Here is an 18493-nt window from a genome sequence, read left to right on the forward strand (position 1 = left end):
GACGATCTATGAAGCGAGAAAATCAACGTTTTTATAAATTACTGTTCATCAGTTTCCTGCTGGTACTGACGGTCATCACAGTGGTGAATCTGCTGATACCGGATCAGACTTATTCGGAAACGGAAAACCGTATGCTGGCGGAACGCCCGGTGCTTACGGCCGCCGGTTTCCTGGACGGCAGGTATCCGAAAAAATATGAAAAGTACACGACGGATCAGTTCGCCTTCCGGCCGTTCTGGGTGGAGGTTAAGACCACCGTTGACCGCCTGGTGGGCAAAAACTATTCAAACGGCGTTTATTACGGGGATCAGCAGTATCTGCTGGAGGATATCGCGGTTCCCGATCCGGACAGCCTGGCAAATAAAATAAACGCCATGAACGAGTTCGCGGCCCGCTATCCCCAGATACGTTCGGCGGTGATGCTGGTTCCCGACGCGGCCAATGTGCTGCGGGATTATCTGCCTCCTTATGCCCCGGTGAAGGATCAGGACGCCTTTATCGGCCAGGTCAAAGATTCCCTGTCGCCTGCGGTTACTTTCGTGGATGTGAAGGGGGCGCTGCAGCGGGACTCGGTGAACCCGATGTATTATAAGACGGATCATCACTGGACGACGCAGGGAGCCTACGACGCTTTCCGGCAGCTGGCGCCTGTGCTGTCTCTGGACCCGGACGCGGTGGCTTACGACAGCTACCCGGTGACCAATGAATTCATCGGTTCTCTGGCCTCCAAAAGCGGATATTATCTGAACAACGGGGATACGATCAGTGTGTTCCTGCCCAAGGAACCGCTGGACTACGTGGTGACCTATGTGGAGGAAAAGCAGAAGACCGCTACCTTTTATGAGGAATCCAAACTGGAGATCAAAGATAAATATGAGGTGTTTTTTGGAGGAAACCATCCGCTGGTGCAGATAGAGAGTACGGCGGACCCAAACAGAAAGCTGCTTTTGATCAAGGATTCTTATGCCAACTGTTTTGCGCCGTTTCTGGCGCCGTATTTCGGGGAAATCACCATGCTGGACCCCAGGTACTATACAGGCAACATCGAGGAGCTGATGCAGACCGGGAATTATACGGATCTGTTATTCCTTTATAATGCGAATACCTTTTTCCAGGACAGCAGCCTGGAGACGGTGCTGAGCCCTGAATAATTCCCTGAATAACGCCTGAATAGCAGCCCTGATTAACAAATACGCAATGATTGACAAACCGGGCAAAACAAGGTATACTAAAATTCCCATTCTGTTTTAGAATGGTTGAATCATGTTATAAAGTTTCCGTGCAGCCGGGGAGTTAGCGGTGCCCTGTACCTGCAATCCGCTACAGCAGGGGTGATATCCCGCCCAGGGTTCCTTCTTGTGGAGCAGCCCTTTATAAGTGGCGTTGACGTCTGGGTCTTACGCAACAGGAATCTATGAACCGTGTCAGGTCAGGAATGAAGCAGCACTAAGTAGAACCTCCTGTGTGCCGTGAGGGTGCCTGGGCCGAGTTAACTGTAAAGGTAACGTCTATGATGGGAATTCAAAGCGGGATGCACGGATTTAAAATAATAATTATATGGATTAAAAAACAGGGTCACTGCGTTTGCAGATGCCCTGTTATTTTTTTGAAGCCTACACCAAAGCCTCGTTTTTTTCAAAGGTTGCCAGAATGATATCCCTTGTATAAGCCCCCACATGCTTGCGTTCTTCTTTGGACAGGGACTTAAGGTCAATGGGCGCGCCGTACTCCAGGACCACATGGACAGGCCGGATCTTCGGGAATTGGTTTTCGAAGATATTGGCCGTGTTATTCAGGGTTACGGGTATGATGGGGCAGCCTGTCTTTTCCGCCATCTTCATGCTGCCCTCCTTAAAGGGAAGCAGTTTTTCCCCGGACTTATTCCGGGTTCCCTCCGGGAAAATGCACATGGAGATTCCGGACTTGATCTGATCGATGCCTTTTAATATGGTTTTTAGTCCGGCCTTGATGTCGTCGCGGTCCAGGAACAGGCAATAGAGAAGCTTCATCCAATTGGACAGAAGCGGAATCTTTTCCATGGATTTCTTGGCCACATATCCGGTCAGCCGGGGGCATCTGGAGTAAGTGATCAGGATATCGAAGAAACTGTTGTGGTTGGGGATATAGAGAACCGGCTGGTCCTTCGGAACATTTTCCTCCCCGATGACGGTCAGCTTAAGTCCGGTTAGCAGCAGAATAAAACGGAATACCCCCTGTACAATACGCAGAGAGCTGATATCCCTGGCGCGGGGATTGAATTTTCCCAGAATCCATTCGGCGATCAGGATGGGAATCGACAGGATCAGAAAGCCTACCACAGTGATTACGATCAAGATAAATCGGAACATATCTCATACCTCTTCTTTTCTAAAGTACATACAGTCTTATTATAGAAAACCCCTTGGGAAATTACAAGCAAATGGTGTATAAATTTTCCAGTCACTTAATAAAATGGTTAAAAAGGTGATAGGATTGCTGCTATGAAAAATCGATACCATTTCCCGAATTCCGTAACACATACCCTGCGGGCAGGCCTTCGGGCGTCGCTGCTTGCTTCTGCGTGCGCTTTGCTGGCCCTGGCCTGTCTTCTGACCGGTTGCAGTGTGGAAAATACGGATCCGGTCAAGCTTAAGGATCTGGAGTTTACCGTTGTGGAAAATGCGGAGGTTCCGGAAGAGCTTCTGACCATTATTGAAGAAAAAAAATCGGCGAATTTTAAGCTGACCTACGAGGACGGCGGCTATTTGTATATTGTAGTGGGCTACGGGGAACAGAATACAGGAGGTTACAGCATCGCGGTAAAGGAACTGTTTCTGACCAGCAATGCCATTTATATCGATACGAACCTGATCGGCCCGTCCAAGGAGGAGAAAATCACGGAAGCGGCCAGCTACCCGTATATCGTGATCAAGACCGAATTTTTAGACAAATCTGTGGTGTTTCAGTAAGCATAAATAGATGTGGACGGGAATACAATAAAAAGAAGGATACTCGCGCGGAGGTATAGCTATGGAGTTAATTAAGAAAAATATTCATATGAATAAACTCAAAAATAAGGCCGTCAGCCAGCTGACCCTGGATGACGATTATAATGTACCGGACAGTAAACCCGACATCGGGAAAATCATACAGCAAAAAGGCGAGGTGAACATTGACGAAGTCAAGCCTACGGCCGATCACGTCGGTATCAAGGGGAATCTCACATTCCGGATTCTCTATATGAGTGATACCGAGGATAAGCTGGTACATAGCCTGGATGGCAAACTGCCCTTTGAGGAAGTTATGAACCTGGAGGGAGCTGCGGATGGGGATAATATCCGCCTGAAATGGGATCTGGAGGATTTAAGCACCAACCTGATCAATTCCAGGAAATTGAGCGTAAAAACGCTGGTTACCTTTATGATGGCGCTGGAAGAGCTCTATGACGAGGAGACCGCGGTTGAGGTACACGATGACGAGACGGTTGCGTTCCGGAATGAGACAATGGATGTTCTGCAGCTGGCGGTCAGCAAAAAAGATACCTATCGGATCAAAGACGAAGTAGTGCTTCCCTCCAATAAGCCGAATATCTACGAAATGCTCTGGAACAGCGTGCAGGTAAGAGGACTGGATCTGCGGCTGGCGGAGAATCTGGTCAGTATCAAGGGAGAATTACTGCTGTTCGTGCTCTATACGGGTGAAGACGAGGAGAATCAGGTACAGTGGCTGGAAACCAGCGTTCCGTTTCACGGGGAACTGGAGTGTTATGGCTGCAACGCGGAGATGATCGGCGATATCGAGGTGGCCGTACCTCATATTGAGCTGGAGCCAAAACCGGATTACGACGGAGAAGAGCGGCTGTTAAATGTGGACGTGGTGCTGGAGCTGGATATGAAGCTCTACGAGGAAGAACAGGTGGGTATTCTCGATGATGTCTACATGCCAAGCAAAGAGTTAAAACCGGTCGTACAGCCGGCGGTTTTTGACACCCTCCTGATCAAAAATTTCTCAAAGTGCCGGGCTTCGGAGCGTATCCGCATCGGAAGCAACGATTCGAGAATCCTGCAGGTCTGCCACAGCGAGGGGGATGTTAAGATCGACGACATCCAGGTGGTGGAAAATGGAATCGAGATCGAAGGCGCTGTGGAGGTACAGCTGCTGTATGTGACTTCGGACGATACCATGCCGTTTAATTCCATGAAAGGGATGGTCCCGTTCCATCATACGATAGAAGCGCCGGGAATTGACCCGGACTGTGTGTATAACCTGAGAACGGATATAGAACAGTTATCCACGACCATGATCGACAGCGAGGAAATCGAAGTCAAACTGACGATTAACCTGAACACGCTGGTATTGCGCAAGCGGAAAAGAAACAATATCGTGGATGTGGAAGTGGAACCGCTGGATATGAATAAGCTGCAGGAACTGCCGGGAATCGTGGGCTACTGTGTGCAGCCCGGCGACAGTCTGTGGAGTATCGCGAAGCAATACTATACCACGGTGGAAAAGATCATGGCCGCCAATGAGCTGGCCAGCGATGAGATAAAACCGGGGGATAAGCTGCTGATTGTGAAAATGGTGGAATCCATGCTGACGGCTTAGTCTGACGGCTTAACTACCGGCGGCTGTTAAACCATAGTTCATGCGGGAAAAGAAAATACTAAAGGGGCTGTGCAAAAACGGTCTGATTACAGAGGGGGGCTTACCGTCTTACCATCATGGAGACGTAAGTCCCTCTTGAATTCAGAAAGTTTTTTCACAGCCCCTTAGACAAACTAAGAAGAACTGCTATTGCGTGCTGCCGGTTTTGAAGCAGTTAATTTTTTTTGGCCTTTTACCTGATGTCGGGTTTACCTGATGTCAGGGCTTGCGCGGACGCAGAGGGCAGGTTTACATTGCCATATGCGGGGATAAACGTAACATTTTACGAAAAGATGCTATTTCTTATAACATCAGTTACCGCAGCAATCGGGGGAATTTTACTTTCTTCGAAGTAAGCGGCAGGCCCCCTGAATTTTGCTGGAAGGGCCTTGTTCTTTAAATATGGGCTGCCGGAACCGAAGATGCCGGACGGTTACGGGGGAGATTCAGATAACCGTGGAAACGGCGTCGGAACTGTTGGTATTTGGGCATTTGGACAACGTTTTGGAGCATTTTTGAGCAGCTTAACGCAGATGTTTTCGGTTGATAAGGAACGGGTGGAATCTGCTCCTTAAGGAGGAAGAGCCTTCCCGGGACGCTTCGGCGCCTGTGAAAAAACGACGAATTCAGCGCACTTCCCGGGAGAATTCTGTCGAGCGAATTTTATTGCGCCAAATAGCGGGTATGTTATAATTGGAAAGAGAAAAAATTGTAAAATTTTTACAATCCTGGAGGGACAAGTATGAGTAATGAACGAGGTACACGCTACATGATTTCTGACGCGGCCAAGAAGGTGTCGGTAGAAGCTCATGTTCTTCGGTACTGGGAAGAAGAGCTGGAAATCACCATCGCCAGAAATGAAATGGGACATCGATACTATACGGATAAAGACATTCAATTGTTTAAGAATATAAAGGAACTGAAAAATCAGGGGTTCCAGCTGAAGGCGATTAAAATGCTGATACCGGAATTAATCTCCAACGGCGGTAAAAATATGGACAGCCTGATCATCCTGAAAGAGGAGCTGAACCGGCAGGTGATGGAGCAGACGCTGAAAGAAACGGCGATGAAAGAAGTGGCCGCCTCCACGCCAAAAGCGGAAGTGAAAAAAGAACCGGAACCAATCGAAAAAGAGATTGTGGTGGTCGAGCAGTCTTCCCCGGTAAAAAATATGGACAAGGGCCAGAAGATGAACCAGTTCCGTATGATCCTGGGCAGCATGATCACCGAAGTCCTGCGGGAAAACAACAAGGAGCTGGGAAAAGAAGTCAGCACCCAGGTCAGCGACAATGTAATCAAAGAAATGGATTATCTGCTGCGCATGAAAGAAGACCGGGAAGAGGAGCGATTCAAAAAATTGGACGAGTCTATCCGGAACGTGCAGAGATCCCGGCGGGAAGTAGCTGCAGCCAAGTCCGAGGAGAAAAAGCAGAGACGGCACCGCATGAAAATGGCCAAGCGCAAAAAAAGAGCGCTGCGCAGCGAACTGATCTAAGGTAAATGGGGACATGTCCAAACCGATTTGGGACAGGTGCATTCCGGAATGTACCTGTCCCAAATCGGTTTGGACATGTCCCTTTCTGCACTTTAACAACAAATAACAACATTTCGTATAAGCCTCCGCCATCGCAGAATCTATTTTATATGGAAGGACAGAGTATAGAGAGGTGACATCATGTTAAGAATAGCGATCTGTGATGAGCAAGGAAACAGCAGAAGGGAAATGTATGATTTTCTGACAGATTTATGGAGCAAGGATCACATACAAGCGGCAATCCGTGTATTTGAAGAAATGAATAACCTTCTGGAACAGTATAAGAAAGAGGAATTTCAAATTATTTTTCTGGGTTTTCACGCCGACAAGCCTGAAAAAGTCCAGGCCGCCGAAAAGCTTCGGGCACTGGACGATGACCAGTGTATGGTCTTTTTTTCGGACAGCAGGAAATTCGCGTTGAAAAGCCAGGAAGTCTACGCATCCGGCTATCTGCTGCTGCCTTTGGAACGGTCAAAAGCCGAAGCGCTGCTGTGCAGGCTGATCCGCAGGGAGTTTCCGCAGGCGGATAAGAGTTTCGAGATTAAGATGAAAAAGGAATGCCGCCGGATTCCATACCATGATATTTTATATATGGAAAGCCAGAACCGTATTGTGATGATCCATCAGCTGGACGGCGCCGTGTACCAGATCTACGATAAGCTGAATCGTGTGGAACAGAGCCTGAAAGATTCCAGGTTCCTGCGCTGCCAGCAGAGTTTTCTGATTAACATGGAACATGTAAAGGAGGTAAATACAAAATTCCTTCTGGCCACCGGTATATCGATCCCGATCCGCAGAGGGCAGGTACGCCAGATCCGGGATATTTACTATCAATATCTGATGAATCAAAAATAAACGATCTAGCGGCCGCCTGCTATCCCTGTACATGAAGCGGCAGGGTAACGGTAAAACATGTATATATGCCCGGATCGGATTCGGCTGTTATGGACCCGCCCATTTCTTCCACCGATGTTTTGACAAAATAAAGCCCCAGCCCCCGTACTCCCTGATGATTCTTCGTGCTGAACTGATATTCAAAGATATGGTCCATATGTTCTGGGGAAATTCCTTCGCCGGTATCCATGATCGTCACTTCCACACTTTCCTTAAAATAGCTGATGCCAACGGTAAGCTTACCGCCCAAAGGCGTGTGCTCCACAGCGTTCAGGATGATGTTTTCAAATACCCGGAAAAGCCGGTTGCGCTGACAATAAAGAACAGCATCCTGATCCGGAAGGGACAGATCATAATAAATCCCGTTGGCATCCGTGTATGAGCGGGTTTCCTCGTAGAAGAGCCTGAAAAATGAAAGGCAGCTGATACACTCAGGCGTTTCCGATATCCGGTCCTGGGCGTTGAAGACCTGGAGCGTCTGAATATTATCCCGCAGCTGTGCGGACTTATTGTCGATCACCGTCAGATACCGCTCCATTTCCTCGTCCATATCTACTTCGCTCTCCCGTATAAAATCAATATAGGTCTGGATAACGGCAGCGGGCCCTTTCAGATCGTGAGCCACGGCGGACAGGAATTTCTTCCGCTCATTCAGCATACTGGTTAAGGATGCGGTTTTCAAAGAGACTTCTTCCTGCAGATGCTGGGTCAGATGCTGATTTTCCGATATGATTTTCCGGTTGTATTGGATGATCAGACCGGTAAAGAGCACGACCATCAGAAAACCGCAATACTCATTCTGCCAGCCAAAGCGGATCGGCTCAAACTGTCCTCCGGTGATAAAATCCAAAAGAATGCCGAACCCGAAAACCGCGTTGCCTGAGAGAAGCCAGACGGAAGAGCTTCTCTTTAACGCGCCGTAGAAGGCGGAAGACATCAGGTAAATACACATAACCAGTTTTGCCAGGCTGATCACTGTGCCATACCACGCGATGGCGTTGGGAAACAGCGGGAACAGTATGTATATGGAAACAGCGGGCATTATGCACAGTATGACCGACATCAGATAGAATACCATATGCAGCCTCCGGGGCAGAACCCTGCGGGTAAGCCAATAAGTCAGCAATACCATACAGGAGAGCATGGCGAAATAAGAGGAATCCTCTGCGACATAGGCAAATTCACCCAGACCGATACCGCTCCAGTGGATAAAAGGATAAAGCGTATGGATGGAAAAGAAAAGGCAGAGCAGACCGTAGGTGAGATAGAGAGGCTCCTGCTGACGGTGGGCCCAGACGGCGATGGAGGCGGCTGCGCCGCCCAGGGGGAAGAAGCATAACAGCGCATAGAAAATAAAACGGACCGCCAGATTTCCCAATATGTCATCGCTGCGTCCAAGCAAAGGCGGATAGGTCATGCCGCTATAGTAATGGGAAAAATTCGAGGTCTGAATAATCAGCTCCACGCTGCCGTCCGGCAGGCTTAACAAGGTATTGCGGACCCCATACTGAAAGTGAGCCGGTTCTACATTGCCGATCTCCTGCACTTTTTCCCCGTTTATGAATATTCTGCAGGCCGAAAAAACCTCGGGTAGTTCGAGAAGCCATCCCTGGGGCTCATGAGCCAGTGTCAGACACTTGCGGTAGGTGGCGGTACCAAAAGGGGAACCGCCGTTACGGTCCTGTGAAAAATTCCCGAATTGGCCGATATAGACCATTTCCGGATCAGATACGGCGCCGGACTTAAAATCATCCGGTTCGTACAGGTGATCGGGATAGTATTCCCATTGATCGATTAAAGGACAGAGCCGCTTGCTCTGCGAGGTATATTTATTGTCGTAGTGATAGGTGACCCAAAATAAAATCCCGGCCGATAAAAAGGAAAAGGCCAGGATCAGGATGGAAATCCGTATATTGCGTTCTGCTTCCTTTGTCATAGCTTACTCCGTGTAAATGTAACCCTTTCCCCACTGGGTTTTGATATACTCTTTATCGGGGGAAAGCGCCTGGATTTTTCTTCGTATCCGCATAACCAGAATCTGAATGCTGTGGGTATTATAATAATCTTCTCCCCACAAAGCCTGATAGATGGCCTCCTGGCGGTACGGAGTGCCCTTGTGCTGCGCGAGGAACTGCAATATTTCATATTCGTTCACCGTAAGGTTGAGCGACTTGCCGCCTATATATGCCTGCTTTTCCTCAGAATTGAGCTGCAGACCGCCGGACAGAGACTGGGTCTGGGACAGAGGACTGTTATTCCGGATTCTGGCCCGTACCCTCATCTCCAGTTCCTTCATGCGGTAAGGCTTCAGCAGGTAATCATCACCGCCGCATTCAAAGCCTTCGATCATGATCTCCTCTTCCGTCAGGCTGGTCAGAAAAATAATGGGCGCCCGGTACTTCTGGCGTATCAGCCTGCATAGGTCCAGCCCGTTCACATCATCCATTCGGATATCCAGTACAATACATTTAAATTGATATTCGGACAGGAGAAGGAGCGCTTCTTCAGCGCCCAATGCGATATCCACCAAATAACCGATTTTCTCAAAATAGATCTTATTCATATCCAGCAGATCCGCATCGTCATCCACAAATAATAACCGTTCCATAGTTTCCCGCCTTATTTTATAGTGTAAACAGTACCGGTGTAATTGTCCAGATATTCAGTAAAATTAATTTTAATGATAACCGAATAAAACTGCAATCTAAAAAATTATCTGTTGTTATTTGTTGTTAATTATTGTAAATTCCATACAAATTATGTAAGAATGTAAAAAAACAAATTGACTGTAACAGGTTGTACCTATAGTATGAAAAAGTAGACGGCATAATAATGGGAAGGGCGATACGGATGAGGGATAAAGCGCAGAGCGGAAAAGTACATATATGGGCAGGCATTGTTATTCTTTTGGCGGTCTTATTGTTCCGCACAATGGACTGCTTTGCAGCGGTATGGCCGCCTGTGAAAGAAGATGAAAAAGAGTTTCTGAGATGGTATGAGGAGCATAAAAACGAGGACGCCCGGTATGTGCTGTCAGGGGATCTGTGGCTGACGCTGGGAACCGAAGAGCAGCCAATCATATTGGACGGCTCCGGTCATATCCAAATCGAATGCGGTCCTTATGCCGTCGTCGCAGCCAGTCCGGTCGTATTGGATAATGAGAATCTGCTGATCACAGAGACCGGCGGTATCGCCCTGGTAGTGAACAGCGGTCAAGCCGTATCATTATATAACGGCAAAATCTCAGCTGCCGATGGGACGGGAATACTGTTATCGGGAGAAATACGGACAGATCCCCAAAGAGGGGATTTTCACATAGAGGCAACAGGTGAAAGCTGTACCGGAGTGTACTACTCGGGGGGAGGGAGCGCTGAATTATCCGGTTTATACATCCGCAGTTCAGGAACCGGACAGATCCGAGGGGTATATAGTTTCATGGGGGACATTTCCCTTGCGGACTGTGATATCGCCGTCTCCAGCACTGGTGATGCCTATGGAATCTATGGAAGCGGAGCAGTCTCGGCTAGTAACTGTATCATAGAAGCTGCCGCCGGCGAGAGCGGGCGTGCGGTCAGCGTATACAGCCAGATGGATCAGATGACGATTATAAACTGCAGCCTGACGCCTCCGGTTGAAGGAGCTGTGACTGTCTATCAGATGATAAATAACACCATTCCAAAGCCATTGACCGTACAGGCGGGAACAGAGCTTACGCAGGAAATGCTGCCTGATACGGTCCTGACACTGCTAGAGCGGAAGGGAACGAAGGAACGCATAGAAGTGGAACTGCCGGTCCAATGGGAAGCCTCCCGGGCGGATACGGATGCCTTTGGCGTAACACAGATTACCGGCGTCTATTTTCCGCCGGACCTTCCATATACAGTGCTCAATCCTGAAAACGTCACACCCCGGATGGCAGTGATAAGCAAAAATGAGGAAAAAGGTATGTTTCCGGTATCATACCAGGTGGATGACAAAGAAGATGGAACGTACGGGATACTTTTCCTGACGCCCTATCCCTATGGAGCCAGCTCGCTTGAGATGGAATATAGCCAAGATAAGGAGAACTGGAGCCTGTACCGCCTCTCCCATTCGGACAGCGATCTGCTGAAAGGAAGCGTGCCTACGGAACTCGGTCTATTCAGTTTCTATATGGAAATCCCCTGTGAGCAGAATGAGCTTTATGTCAGATTCCTGACCGGGCCAGGGAGCAGTTATGAGGAGCTGGGAGATCTGTGGCTTCTCGATCTTACCAGCACGCAGACGATCCCTCCGGTCTGGTCCGGTTCAAGTGAAGGGGACAGAGGCGGCGCCGGAGTCAATCCCCCGGACCGGGATCCGGGCAAAGGGGACGGAGAAGGCGGCAAGCCTGAGGATATCTTGGGAAATCCGGATGCACCGGATGTCCCGGATAAACCGGATACTCCGGGCAGCGGCCAGGTGACGCCGGAGCCATCCGCGCCCGCAGACCAGGAGAATACCCCGCCGCAGAACCAGGATGCAGAAAGCGAACAGAAAAGCAGCACGAACCACAACCAGGAAGAACAGGCGGATCAGGCAACGGAAACCACAGCAAACAAAGCAGCCGTCAGCGTCCAGAAGAAGCTCAGAACTTCCAGCGGACAGAGCGGTGTTCAGGAATCGTTCCCACCGGAGGGGGAGGAAACAGGGGAAACAGGGGAAGCAGCGGAACCGTCCGGCCAGACGGGCGGTGAAACAGATCAGACCCGGCCGGGGATCTCCCCGTGGAAAGCGGCTGCGGTAATCCTGTGCTGCCTGTTGATCGGGACGGGGCTTATTTACCTGGGGTTAAAATTAATGAGAAAAAGGCCGGACGTTCCCACAGATCAGAAATAGGGGGGACTTAAAGCGTCCGGACTTTTCATTCCGGGATTTTAATATAGAAAGACATTCGGTGAAATAAAAAGAGACTGCTGCACCCCAATGCGTGACGGGTTACAACAGACTCTTTGGTGATTCGATATTATTCAGCTGAGATAGCGCCGGTCGGGCAAGCGCCTTCACAAGCACCGCAATCAATGCAGCTATCTGCATCAATAACGAATTTGCCATCTCCTTCGCTGATAGCACCAACCGGACATTCGCCCTCGCAGGTTCCACAGCTGATGCAGCTATCGTTAATTACATGTGCCATAATGCGTATCCTCCTTCTATAAACTTTTCTTAAATTAGCTTATCCTCGCGATATGCTTAGAATTATTCTAATACATTCATATCAATTATACAAGTAAATTATGTGCATTTTATTTAGGACAATATTGGGAGAACGGACAGAGATCCGGGTGAAAACTGAGGGCTCAAATCCGGGACATACCGGGGTTAACCGGGCTAAACCGTGCCTAAGCCGGGGTTAACCAGGCTAAACCGTGATAAGCCGAGATTAACCAGGCTAAACCTGGGTTAACCGGAACAAACCGGATAAAAGCTTCCTGGGCTAAGAAATAACCAAGGCTAAGAAGTAACCTGGGATTCCAAAACGGTTACTCCTTCTGGTTTCGAACAGAACGGATACCCTCAAGGATATAGGACCTTAAGACCTTCGCTTCCTCCTTAGGCATATCCTGCAGGCCTTTCAGCGGATAATCAAGTCCCAGCGCGTCATACTTGGCGGCCCCCATGGAATGGTAAGGAAGTACATCCAGAGCCTTAAGCGTTGGAAGGGCGCCGATGAATGCGCCGAGCCGCTTTAACGCCTGGGGATCATCCGTTATTCCCGGAACGACCACGTGTCGGATCCAAAGCGGGGTCCCCCTCTCGCCCAGATAGCGGGCGAAGTTAAGCGCCGGATCATTTGGCTGTCCGGTCAGCGCCCGATGTGCTTCCGGGTCGATATGCTTGATGTCCAGCATAACCAGATCGGTATAGCGGGTCAGCCGGTCGAATTTTTCCATCAGCTCCTTGGAATCGCGGCGAAAGGTAATGCCGGAGGTATCCAGGCAGGTATGGATTCCCCTCCCGTGCGCTTCCCGGAACAGCTCCGTGAGAAAATCAATCTGAATCAGCGGCTCGCCGCCTGTGGCGGTGAGCCCTCCGTTCCGGTAAAATGCTTTGTTCGTTTCATATTCCTTTAAAATCTCATCCACGGTCACTTCCCGGCCACCGTTCGGATTCCAGGTGTCCGGATTGTGACAATACAGACAGCGCATGGGGCATCCCTGGAAAAAAATGACCATGCGGATTCCGGGACCGTCTACGGTGCCGAAGCTTTCGATCGAATGGATTTTACCTGTCATAGTTATCGCCTCTGTGCAGTTATCATTTACATGCCCTGATGGAAGGTCCTGGAGATCACGTCGTCCTGCTGTTCCTTTGTAAGCTTTGTGAAATTGACCGCGTAGCCGGATACACGGATGGTCAGCTGCGGATATTTTTCAGGATGCTGCTGGGCGTCCAGCAGGGTTTCCTTCGAGAATACATTCACGTTTAGGTGATGGCCGCCCTGTTCTACATAGCCGTCCAGCATATTTACGAGATTGTCGATTTGTGCCTGGCTTGGGTTAGTCATAATAGTTTCCTCCTGTTTAATTCTATTTTAACATTTATAGTTGCATAGGAATGGTCCGCCGGTGGTCAGTTACCGGCTTCGTTGTCGTCGATGCCTTCCATCAGGTTCGGAATGCCGCAGGACATATCGGGACCGCAGTCACAGCCGGATTCCAGGTCGATGGAGAGATCGCCGGAGATGATCAGGTCATCTTTGCCGAGAGCCCCCGGAATGATGGAGAAGGTATTCGAGATACCGTCCTGCGCGTCTTTGAACGGCAGTTTGGCCACGGAGGCCAGGGAAGAGATCGCGCCGTGGGAATCCCGGCCGTGCATGGGATTCGCCCCGGGAGCGAACGGCTGGCCCTGTACCCGCCCGTCCGGTGTAGAACCGGTATTCTTTCCGTAGACCACATTGGAGGTGATCGTCAGGATGGACATGGTGGGAACCCCGCCGCGGTAGGTGTGATTTCCGCGGATCATCTGCATAAAGGTGTGGACGATATCTCTGGCGATTTCATCTACCCGGTCATCGTTGTTGCCGTATTTGGGGAAATCGCCTTCCACTTCGTAGTCCACCACGACCCCGTTCTCATCCCGGATGGCTTTTACCTTCGCGTATTTGATCGCGGACAGAGAGTCGGCTACGACGGAGAGTCCGGCGATCCCGGTGGCAAAATACCGTTTCACGTACTTATCGTGTAACGCCATCTGGATTTTTTCATAGCAGTATTTATCGTGCATATAGTGGATGACATTCAAGGTGTTCACATACAGCCGGGCCAGCCACTTCATCATATCGTAATAGCGCTCCATCACTTCGTCATAGTCCAGATATTCCGAGGTGATGGGCCTGAATTTCGGCCCCACCTGCTTTTTGGAAATCTCATCCACACCGCCGTTGATGGCGTAGAGCAGGCATTTGGCCAGGTTCGCTCTGGCCCCGAAGAACTGCATTTCCTTACCGACGCGCATGGAAGACACGCAGCAGGCGATGGCGTAATCGTCACCGTGGGTAACCCGCATCAGGTCATCGTTTTCATACTGAATCGAAGAGGACTTGATCGACATCTTCGCGCAGTAGCGCTTGAACGTCTGGGGAAGCTTCGTAGACCACAGAACGGTCAGGTTCGGTTCCGGAGCGGTGCCCAGGTTATCCAACGTATGCAGGTAGCGGTATGACATTTTGGTTACCATGTGGCGGCCGTCGATTCCGACCCCGGCGATGGACTCCGTGACCCAGGTCGGGTCTCCGGAAAACAGAGAATTATACTCAGGGGTTCTGGCGAACTTCACCAGCCGCAGCTTCATAATAAAATGATCTACGAATTCCTGAATTTGCTCTTCCGTAAACGTACCGTTCTCCAGGTCCCTGTGGGCATAGATGTCCAGGAACGTAGAGGTGCGGCCAAGACTCATAGCGGCTCCGTTCTGCTCTTTGACAGCGGCCAGATAACCAAAATACAGCCACTGGATCGCTTCCTGAACATTTGCGGCAGGTTTGGAGATATCAAGGCCGTAGATCTGACCCAGTTTCTTCAGATCCTGCAGCGCCCGGATCTGTTCCGAGAGCTCTTCCCGTTCCCGGATAACATCCGAATACATGATGGTACGGGTGCTGTCCTTCTGGGCTTCCTTATCCTGAATCAGCTTGTCTACGCCATAGAGGGCTACCCGGCGGTAATCGCCGATGATCCGTCCCCGTCCGTAAGCGTCCGGCAGGCCGGTAATGATGTGATTCGATCTGGCGGCGCGCATCTCCGGGGTATAGGCGTCAAACACGCCTGCGTTGTGTGTCTTCCGGTGTGTGGCAAAGAAGTCCACGATCTCAGGGTCCACTTCATAACCGTTGTCCTTGCAGGCCTTCTGAGCCATACGGATGCCCCCGTAAGGCTGCAGGGAACGCTTAAATGGTTTGTCCGTCTGAAAACCGACGATCTTCTCGCTGTCCTTATTCAGGTATCCGGGGCCGTGGGAGGTGATGGTGGATATGATCCTGGTATCCATATCCAGTACTCCTCCGGCTTCCCGTTCCTGTTTACTTAATTCCATCACCTGATCCCACAGCGCCTTGGTTGCATCCGTAGGCCCGGCCAGGAATTCCTCATCCCCTTCATAGGGAGTATAATTTTTTAAAATAAAGTCCCTGACATCCACCTCGCGGATCCATGCTCCGGGATGAAAACCATGCCACTGGGCTTCTAATTGATGACTCATATATTTGTCCTCCTGTTCCTTATGATTTCAGCGGAAATGAACCTTCCGGCAAAATCAGATGAGTGTTAATCTGGTAACGAAAAACCAATAGTATAAATCTTATTGTGCCCACATTATAAGTGAAATAACGGGTGCAGGTCAATAGTTTCGCTTGTACTTTTTTGAATACAGTATACAAAATTCCATAATCTGGCAGATAAGGCGCAATCTATGTTTAACAATGCAAAATCATACCACGGCTACAATTTTTTTGATATACTTAGGATATATATTATTGGGCGGTGAATACTGCGAATCTGTCCGTAGGACATATGAATGTGAATGGGGTACTGTTAAATATACTTTTAAGGAGATCTATTGCGATGCGTAATAAAGAATATTCCAAATGGTTACAGGCTTATGTGACTCATGCGGTAATTGCAAATTATATAAAAAGATGTCAGCGGGTAGAGGATAATTTACATATTGATCTTGATGACGAGTTTGTCAAAGACAACGGAAAATCTCTGCTGACAAAATTGACCTATACAACGGATGACCAAGCGCATAATCGTCCCCTGAAATGTGATATATATTTTAATGCGGGTTCCGATTTGCGTGCGGGAATGGGGTCGCTAAAAACTGCTGTAAGCAAGTATTTTGAGTTTTGTCAAGGGGGCGGCGCCCCTGCCGCTATCAAGAATTGCGGTAAGAAAGATGTAAAGCAGGGAATTACTACATCGCCAACAAAGATAGACTCATACCAAGAATTTTTGACTCATTTTGGAATTGACAGAACATCATTTTTTGAATGGGGCATAGCTTCCACAATCTTTCCGCCTATTGATAAGGTGGCTTACGAATGGGAGGATTTAAAAAAACGAATATTTAATAATCAAACCGTTTATATTCGCGGATACGGCCGGGATGCACACGGAACACAATTATACAAAGATTTATATGCGAAATTATTGAATAATGCAAATATTGAAAAAGACCCTGCGAACAATGCTGTTCCGCATAAGTTAATACAGCGTATTACAGGCTTAAAACGGAACAAAGATATATACAATTATCAGGTGTCACATATATGGGGGCACACCAAGAATGTATTTATGTTTGAATCTCCGTGGAACATATGTTACACGCCCAAAATAATGGATCCCTTTACCGGGCATGAAACACAAGGTATATGGCCTGCTGAATATCAAAAACTTTTTATTGCAAAAGCTAACGAATTGTATCGCCCTTTCGTTGATGAGTACAACCAGCTTTTGAAAGCGTTAGATGTTGAGAATCAATTACGGGAATACCTGTTATCGTTGAAGAGTATCATTCCTGAAAAAGAGCTTGTTCAGTTTTCGAAAGATGCTGCCAGTGAATTATCGCTTATTACTTAAAAGAAAAGTGAATACGGCACCCAAATTTACGAAACCAACGGATGCAAAAATATAAAGAGATAAACAGATATATGTGAAAACGTAAGGGCAAAAAATAAACTTTCACATGTATATAAGCCCCTTTTTCGTATAAAATATACTTTACGAATATTCACGGAAGTATTATAATGAGTAAACTGAATACTATAAGGAGGAAACGAAAATGGCACAAGTGACGAAGGACATGATTATTTCCGACATTATCGGAATTGACACCAATATTATTCCCATTCTTATGCGGGCCGGAATGCATTGTATCGGCTGCCCGTCCGCACAGGGGGAGAGCCTGGAAGAAGCCGCATTCGTACACGGAATGGACGCGGACGAGCTGGTGAATCAGATTAACGAATATCTGGCAACGAAATAATTCCGAATGAAAAAACGGCACAGCCAAGTGGCTGTGCCGTTTTGATCGTTGTGGTTATACCAGAGCCAGGTTTTGCAGCGCCTGATCTGAAATCATGACCTCGTAATGCTCTTTGAAATAAGCTTCGCCGGCGGTTGTGAATTTGTCGCTCCGGCCGTACTCGGATAATATATTACATACTTTATTGAATGCAACGGGAGTGTGGGAGGATTGGCTTAATGTCAAAAGGTATTCTCCATTGTCCGGATTTTTGTATAAAGTATTATATCCGTTATAAAAATGATCCAGCACGTGAGCGGCGTCAATCAGATTATCCAGCTGCCGGAACCGGTAGAGCTTCGTCACATTCGGCGTATGCTCGGCAGATTCCTTAGCGGTGCCGGTCTGGGCCTCTTTCTTCTGACGGTCTTCCCGGTATTTCTTGAAGAGATCCAGGATCTCGTCGGCGCCTTCCCGGATGGCGCTTCCCCAATCCAGCGTGCTTTCGCTTTCGTCCCGAAGCAGGGGGGCAAATTTGGAAAATCTGGTATCCAGTTCTTCCGGGTCCTCCACCTTCGTTACGATTAATACTATGCAATCCGCTGAGAGCGGAACTGCTTCTATCATCAGAGGAATATCCTCCGCTTCAAAACCAAATTCATAGGAGGCCTGCTGCATAAGATCCCGGAACAAGGACTTCGCCTTTTCTGTTCCGTAAGCCAGTTCACTCAATTTTATATGACGATCTGCTAAATCTTCTCTGGTTAAAGTACAACGGATCTGGTTTTCACTGACTTTTTCTATCTTCATAAAATCACTTCCTATTCTAAAAGAGATTAGAAACTGTCGGACTACCTACCTATAGTATAAACAAAAATGCCCGATAAGTAAAGCGATTACCATAAGTATAATTTGGTAGTAAAAAGTATATCCAATATAGTATATGAAGTCAATAGA

The 18493-nt window shown here is 48.5% G+C and carries 16 protein-coding genes and 1 other RNA gene; 9 read left to right on the forward strand and 8 right to left on the reverse strand.

All coding sequences use genetic code 11. The features are described 5' to 3' along the window. The first annotated feature begins 8 nt into the window (after window positions 1-8). Window positions 9-1151, forward strand: a complete 1143-nt coding sequence (locus KTH89_RS18045) for a DHHW family protein (protein ID WP_238722606.1) — start codon at window positions 9-11, stop codon at window positions 1149-1151. A gap of 126 nt (window positions 1152-1277) precedes the next feature. Continuing rightward, window positions 1278-1539, forward strand: an RNA gene (gene ffs / locus KTH89_RS18050) — signal recognition particle sRNA large type. A 74-nt stretch (window positions 1540-1613) separates the two neighbouring features. On the opposite strand, the gene KTH89_RS18055 is transcribed toward ffs, so the two are convergent. After that, entirely contained in the window at window positions 1614-2348 is a 735-nt protein-coding gene (locus KTH89_RS18055) for a lysophospholipid acyltransferase family protein (protein ID WP_158346591.1), read from the reverse strand. 132 nt (window positions 2349-2480) lie between these two features. Here KTH89_RS18055 and KTH89_RS18060 point away from each other — a divergent pair, with 132 nt between their 5' ends. The 4 genes from KTH89_RS18060 (at window position 2481) to KTH89_RS18075 (ending at window position 7012) form a co-directional block, all read left to right on the forward strand. Then, window positions 2481-2948 (forward strand): protease complex subunit PrcB family protein, encoded by a 468-nt coding sequence (locus KTH89_RS18060; RefSeq protein ID WP_238722608.1) that lies wholly within the window; start codon window positions 2481-2483, stop codon window positions 2946-2948. Between the two features lie 61 nt (window positions 2949-3009). Then, window positions 3010-4584, forward strand: coding sequence for a DUF3794 and LysM peptidoglycan-binding domain-containing protein (locus KTH89_RS18065; RefSeq protein WP_158346590.1), 1575 nt, complete (start codon window positions 3010-3012; stop codon window positions 4582-4584). A 781-nt stretch (window positions 4585-5365) separates the two neighbouring features. Continuing rightward, complete coding sequence (locus KTH89_RS18070; protein WP_238722610.1) at window positions 5366-6118, forward strand: helix-turn-helix domain-containing protein; 753 nt, start codon at window positions 5366-5368, stop codon at window positions 6116-6118. Window positions 6119-6298: 180 nt separating this feature from the next. Beyond that, window positions 6299-7012: a LytR/AlgR family response regulator transcription factor gene (locus KTH89_RS18075; protein WP_238722612.1), complete on the forward strand. Its 714-nt coding sequence runs from the start codon at window positions 6299-6301 to the stop codon at window positions 7010-7012. A gap of 19 nt (window positions 7013-7031) precedes the next feature. Here KTH89_RS18075 and KTH89_RS18080 read toward each other — a convergent pair whose 3' ends face one another. Both KTH89_RS18080 and KTH89_RS18085 read right to left on the reverse strand, forming a co-directional pair. Then, the gene (locus KTH89_RS18080) at window positions 7032-8987 is read right to left on the reverse strand and encodes a sensor histidine kinase (protein WP_238722613.1); all 1956 of its coding nucleotides are present in this window, start codon (window positions 8985-8987) and stop codon (window positions 7032-7034) included. A 3-nt stretch (window positions 8988-8990) separates the two neighbouring features. Next, window positions 8991-9659, reverse strand: a complete 669-nt coding sequence (locus tag KTH89_RS18085; protein ID WP_238722614.1) for a response regulator transcription factor — start codon at window positions 9657-9659, stop codon at window positions 8991-8993. 242 nt (window positions 9660-9901) lie between these two features. Here KTH89_RS18085 and KTH89_RS18090 point away from each other — a divergent pair, with 242 nt between their 5' ends. Then, window positions 9902-11908 (forward strand): right-handed parallel beta-helix repeat-containing protein, encoded by a 2007-nt coding sequence (locus KTH89_RS18090; protein ID WP_238722615.1) that lies wholly within the window; start codon window positions 9902-9904, stop codon window positions 11906-11908. 127 nt (window positions 11909-12035) lie between these two features. Here KTH89_RS18090 and KTH89_RS18095 read toward each other — a convergent pair whose 3' ends face one another. The 4 genes from KTH89_RS18095 to pflB all read right to left on the reverse strand — a co-directional run bounded on the left by KTH89_RS18095 (window position 12036) and on the right by pflB (window position 15772). Then, window positions 12036-12206, reverse strand: a complete 171-nt coding sequence (locus tag KTH89_RS18095) for a DUF362 domain-containing protein (protein WP_158346569.1) — start codon at window positions 12204-12206, stop codon at window positions 12036-12038. Between the two features lie 346 nt (window positions 12207-12552). Continuing rightward, the gene (gene pflA, locus KTH89_RS18100; RefSeq protein WP_238722616.1) at window positions 12553-13305 is read right to left on the reverse strand and encodes a pyruvate formate-lyase-activating protein; all 753 of its coding nucleotides are present in this window, start codon (window positions 13303-13305) and stop codon (window positions 12553-12555) included. Between the two features lie 26 nt (window positions 13306-13331). Then, on the reverse strand, window positions 13332-13580 hold the full coding sequence (grcA3, locus tag KTH89_RS18105) for an autonomous glycyl radical cofactor GrcA3 (protein WP_267287873.1): 249 nt from the start codon (window positions 13578-13580) through the stop codon (window positions 13332-13334). Between the two features lie 62 nt (window positions 13581-13642). Further along, window positions 13643-15772, reverse strand: a complete 2130-nt coding sequence (gene pflB / locus KTH89_RS18110; protein ID WP_238722618.1) for a formate C-acetyltransferase — start codon at window positions 15770-15772, stop codon at window positions 13643-13645. Between the two features lie 362 nt (window positions 15773-16134). Here pflB and KTH89_RS18115 point away from each other — a divergent pair, with 362 nt between their 5' ends. Both KTH89_RS18115 and KTH89_RS18120 read left to right on the forward strand, forming a co-directional pair. Next, window positions 16135-17151, forward strand: coding sequence for a hypothetical protein (locus KTH89_RS18115; RefSeq protein ID WP_238722619.1), 1017 nt, complete (start codon window positions 16135-16137; stop codon window positions 17149-17151). 202 nt (window positions 17152-17353) lie between these two features. After that, the gene (locus tag KTH89_RS18120) at window positions 17354-17557 is read left to right on the forward strand and encodes a DUF1858 domain-containing protein (protein WP_158346551.1); all 204 of its coding nucleotides are present in this window, start codon (window positions 17354-17356) and stop codon (window positions 17555-17557) included. A 54-nt stretch (window positions 17558-17611) separates the two neighbouring features. Here KTH89_RS18120 and KTH89_RS18125 read toward each other — a convergent pair whose 3' ends face one another. After that, entirely contained in the window at window positions 17612-18346 is a 735-nt protein-coding gene (locus KTH89_RS18125; RefSeq protein ID WP_158346549.1) for an adaptor protein MecA, read from the reverse strand. Window positions 18347-18493 lie beyond the last annotated feature (147 nt).

It is taken from the genome of Diplocloster agilis (assembly GCF_019042275.1).
GTDB classification, from domain to species: Bacteria; Bacillota; Clostridia; order Lachnospirales; family Lachnospiraceae; genus Diplocloster; species Diplocloster agilis.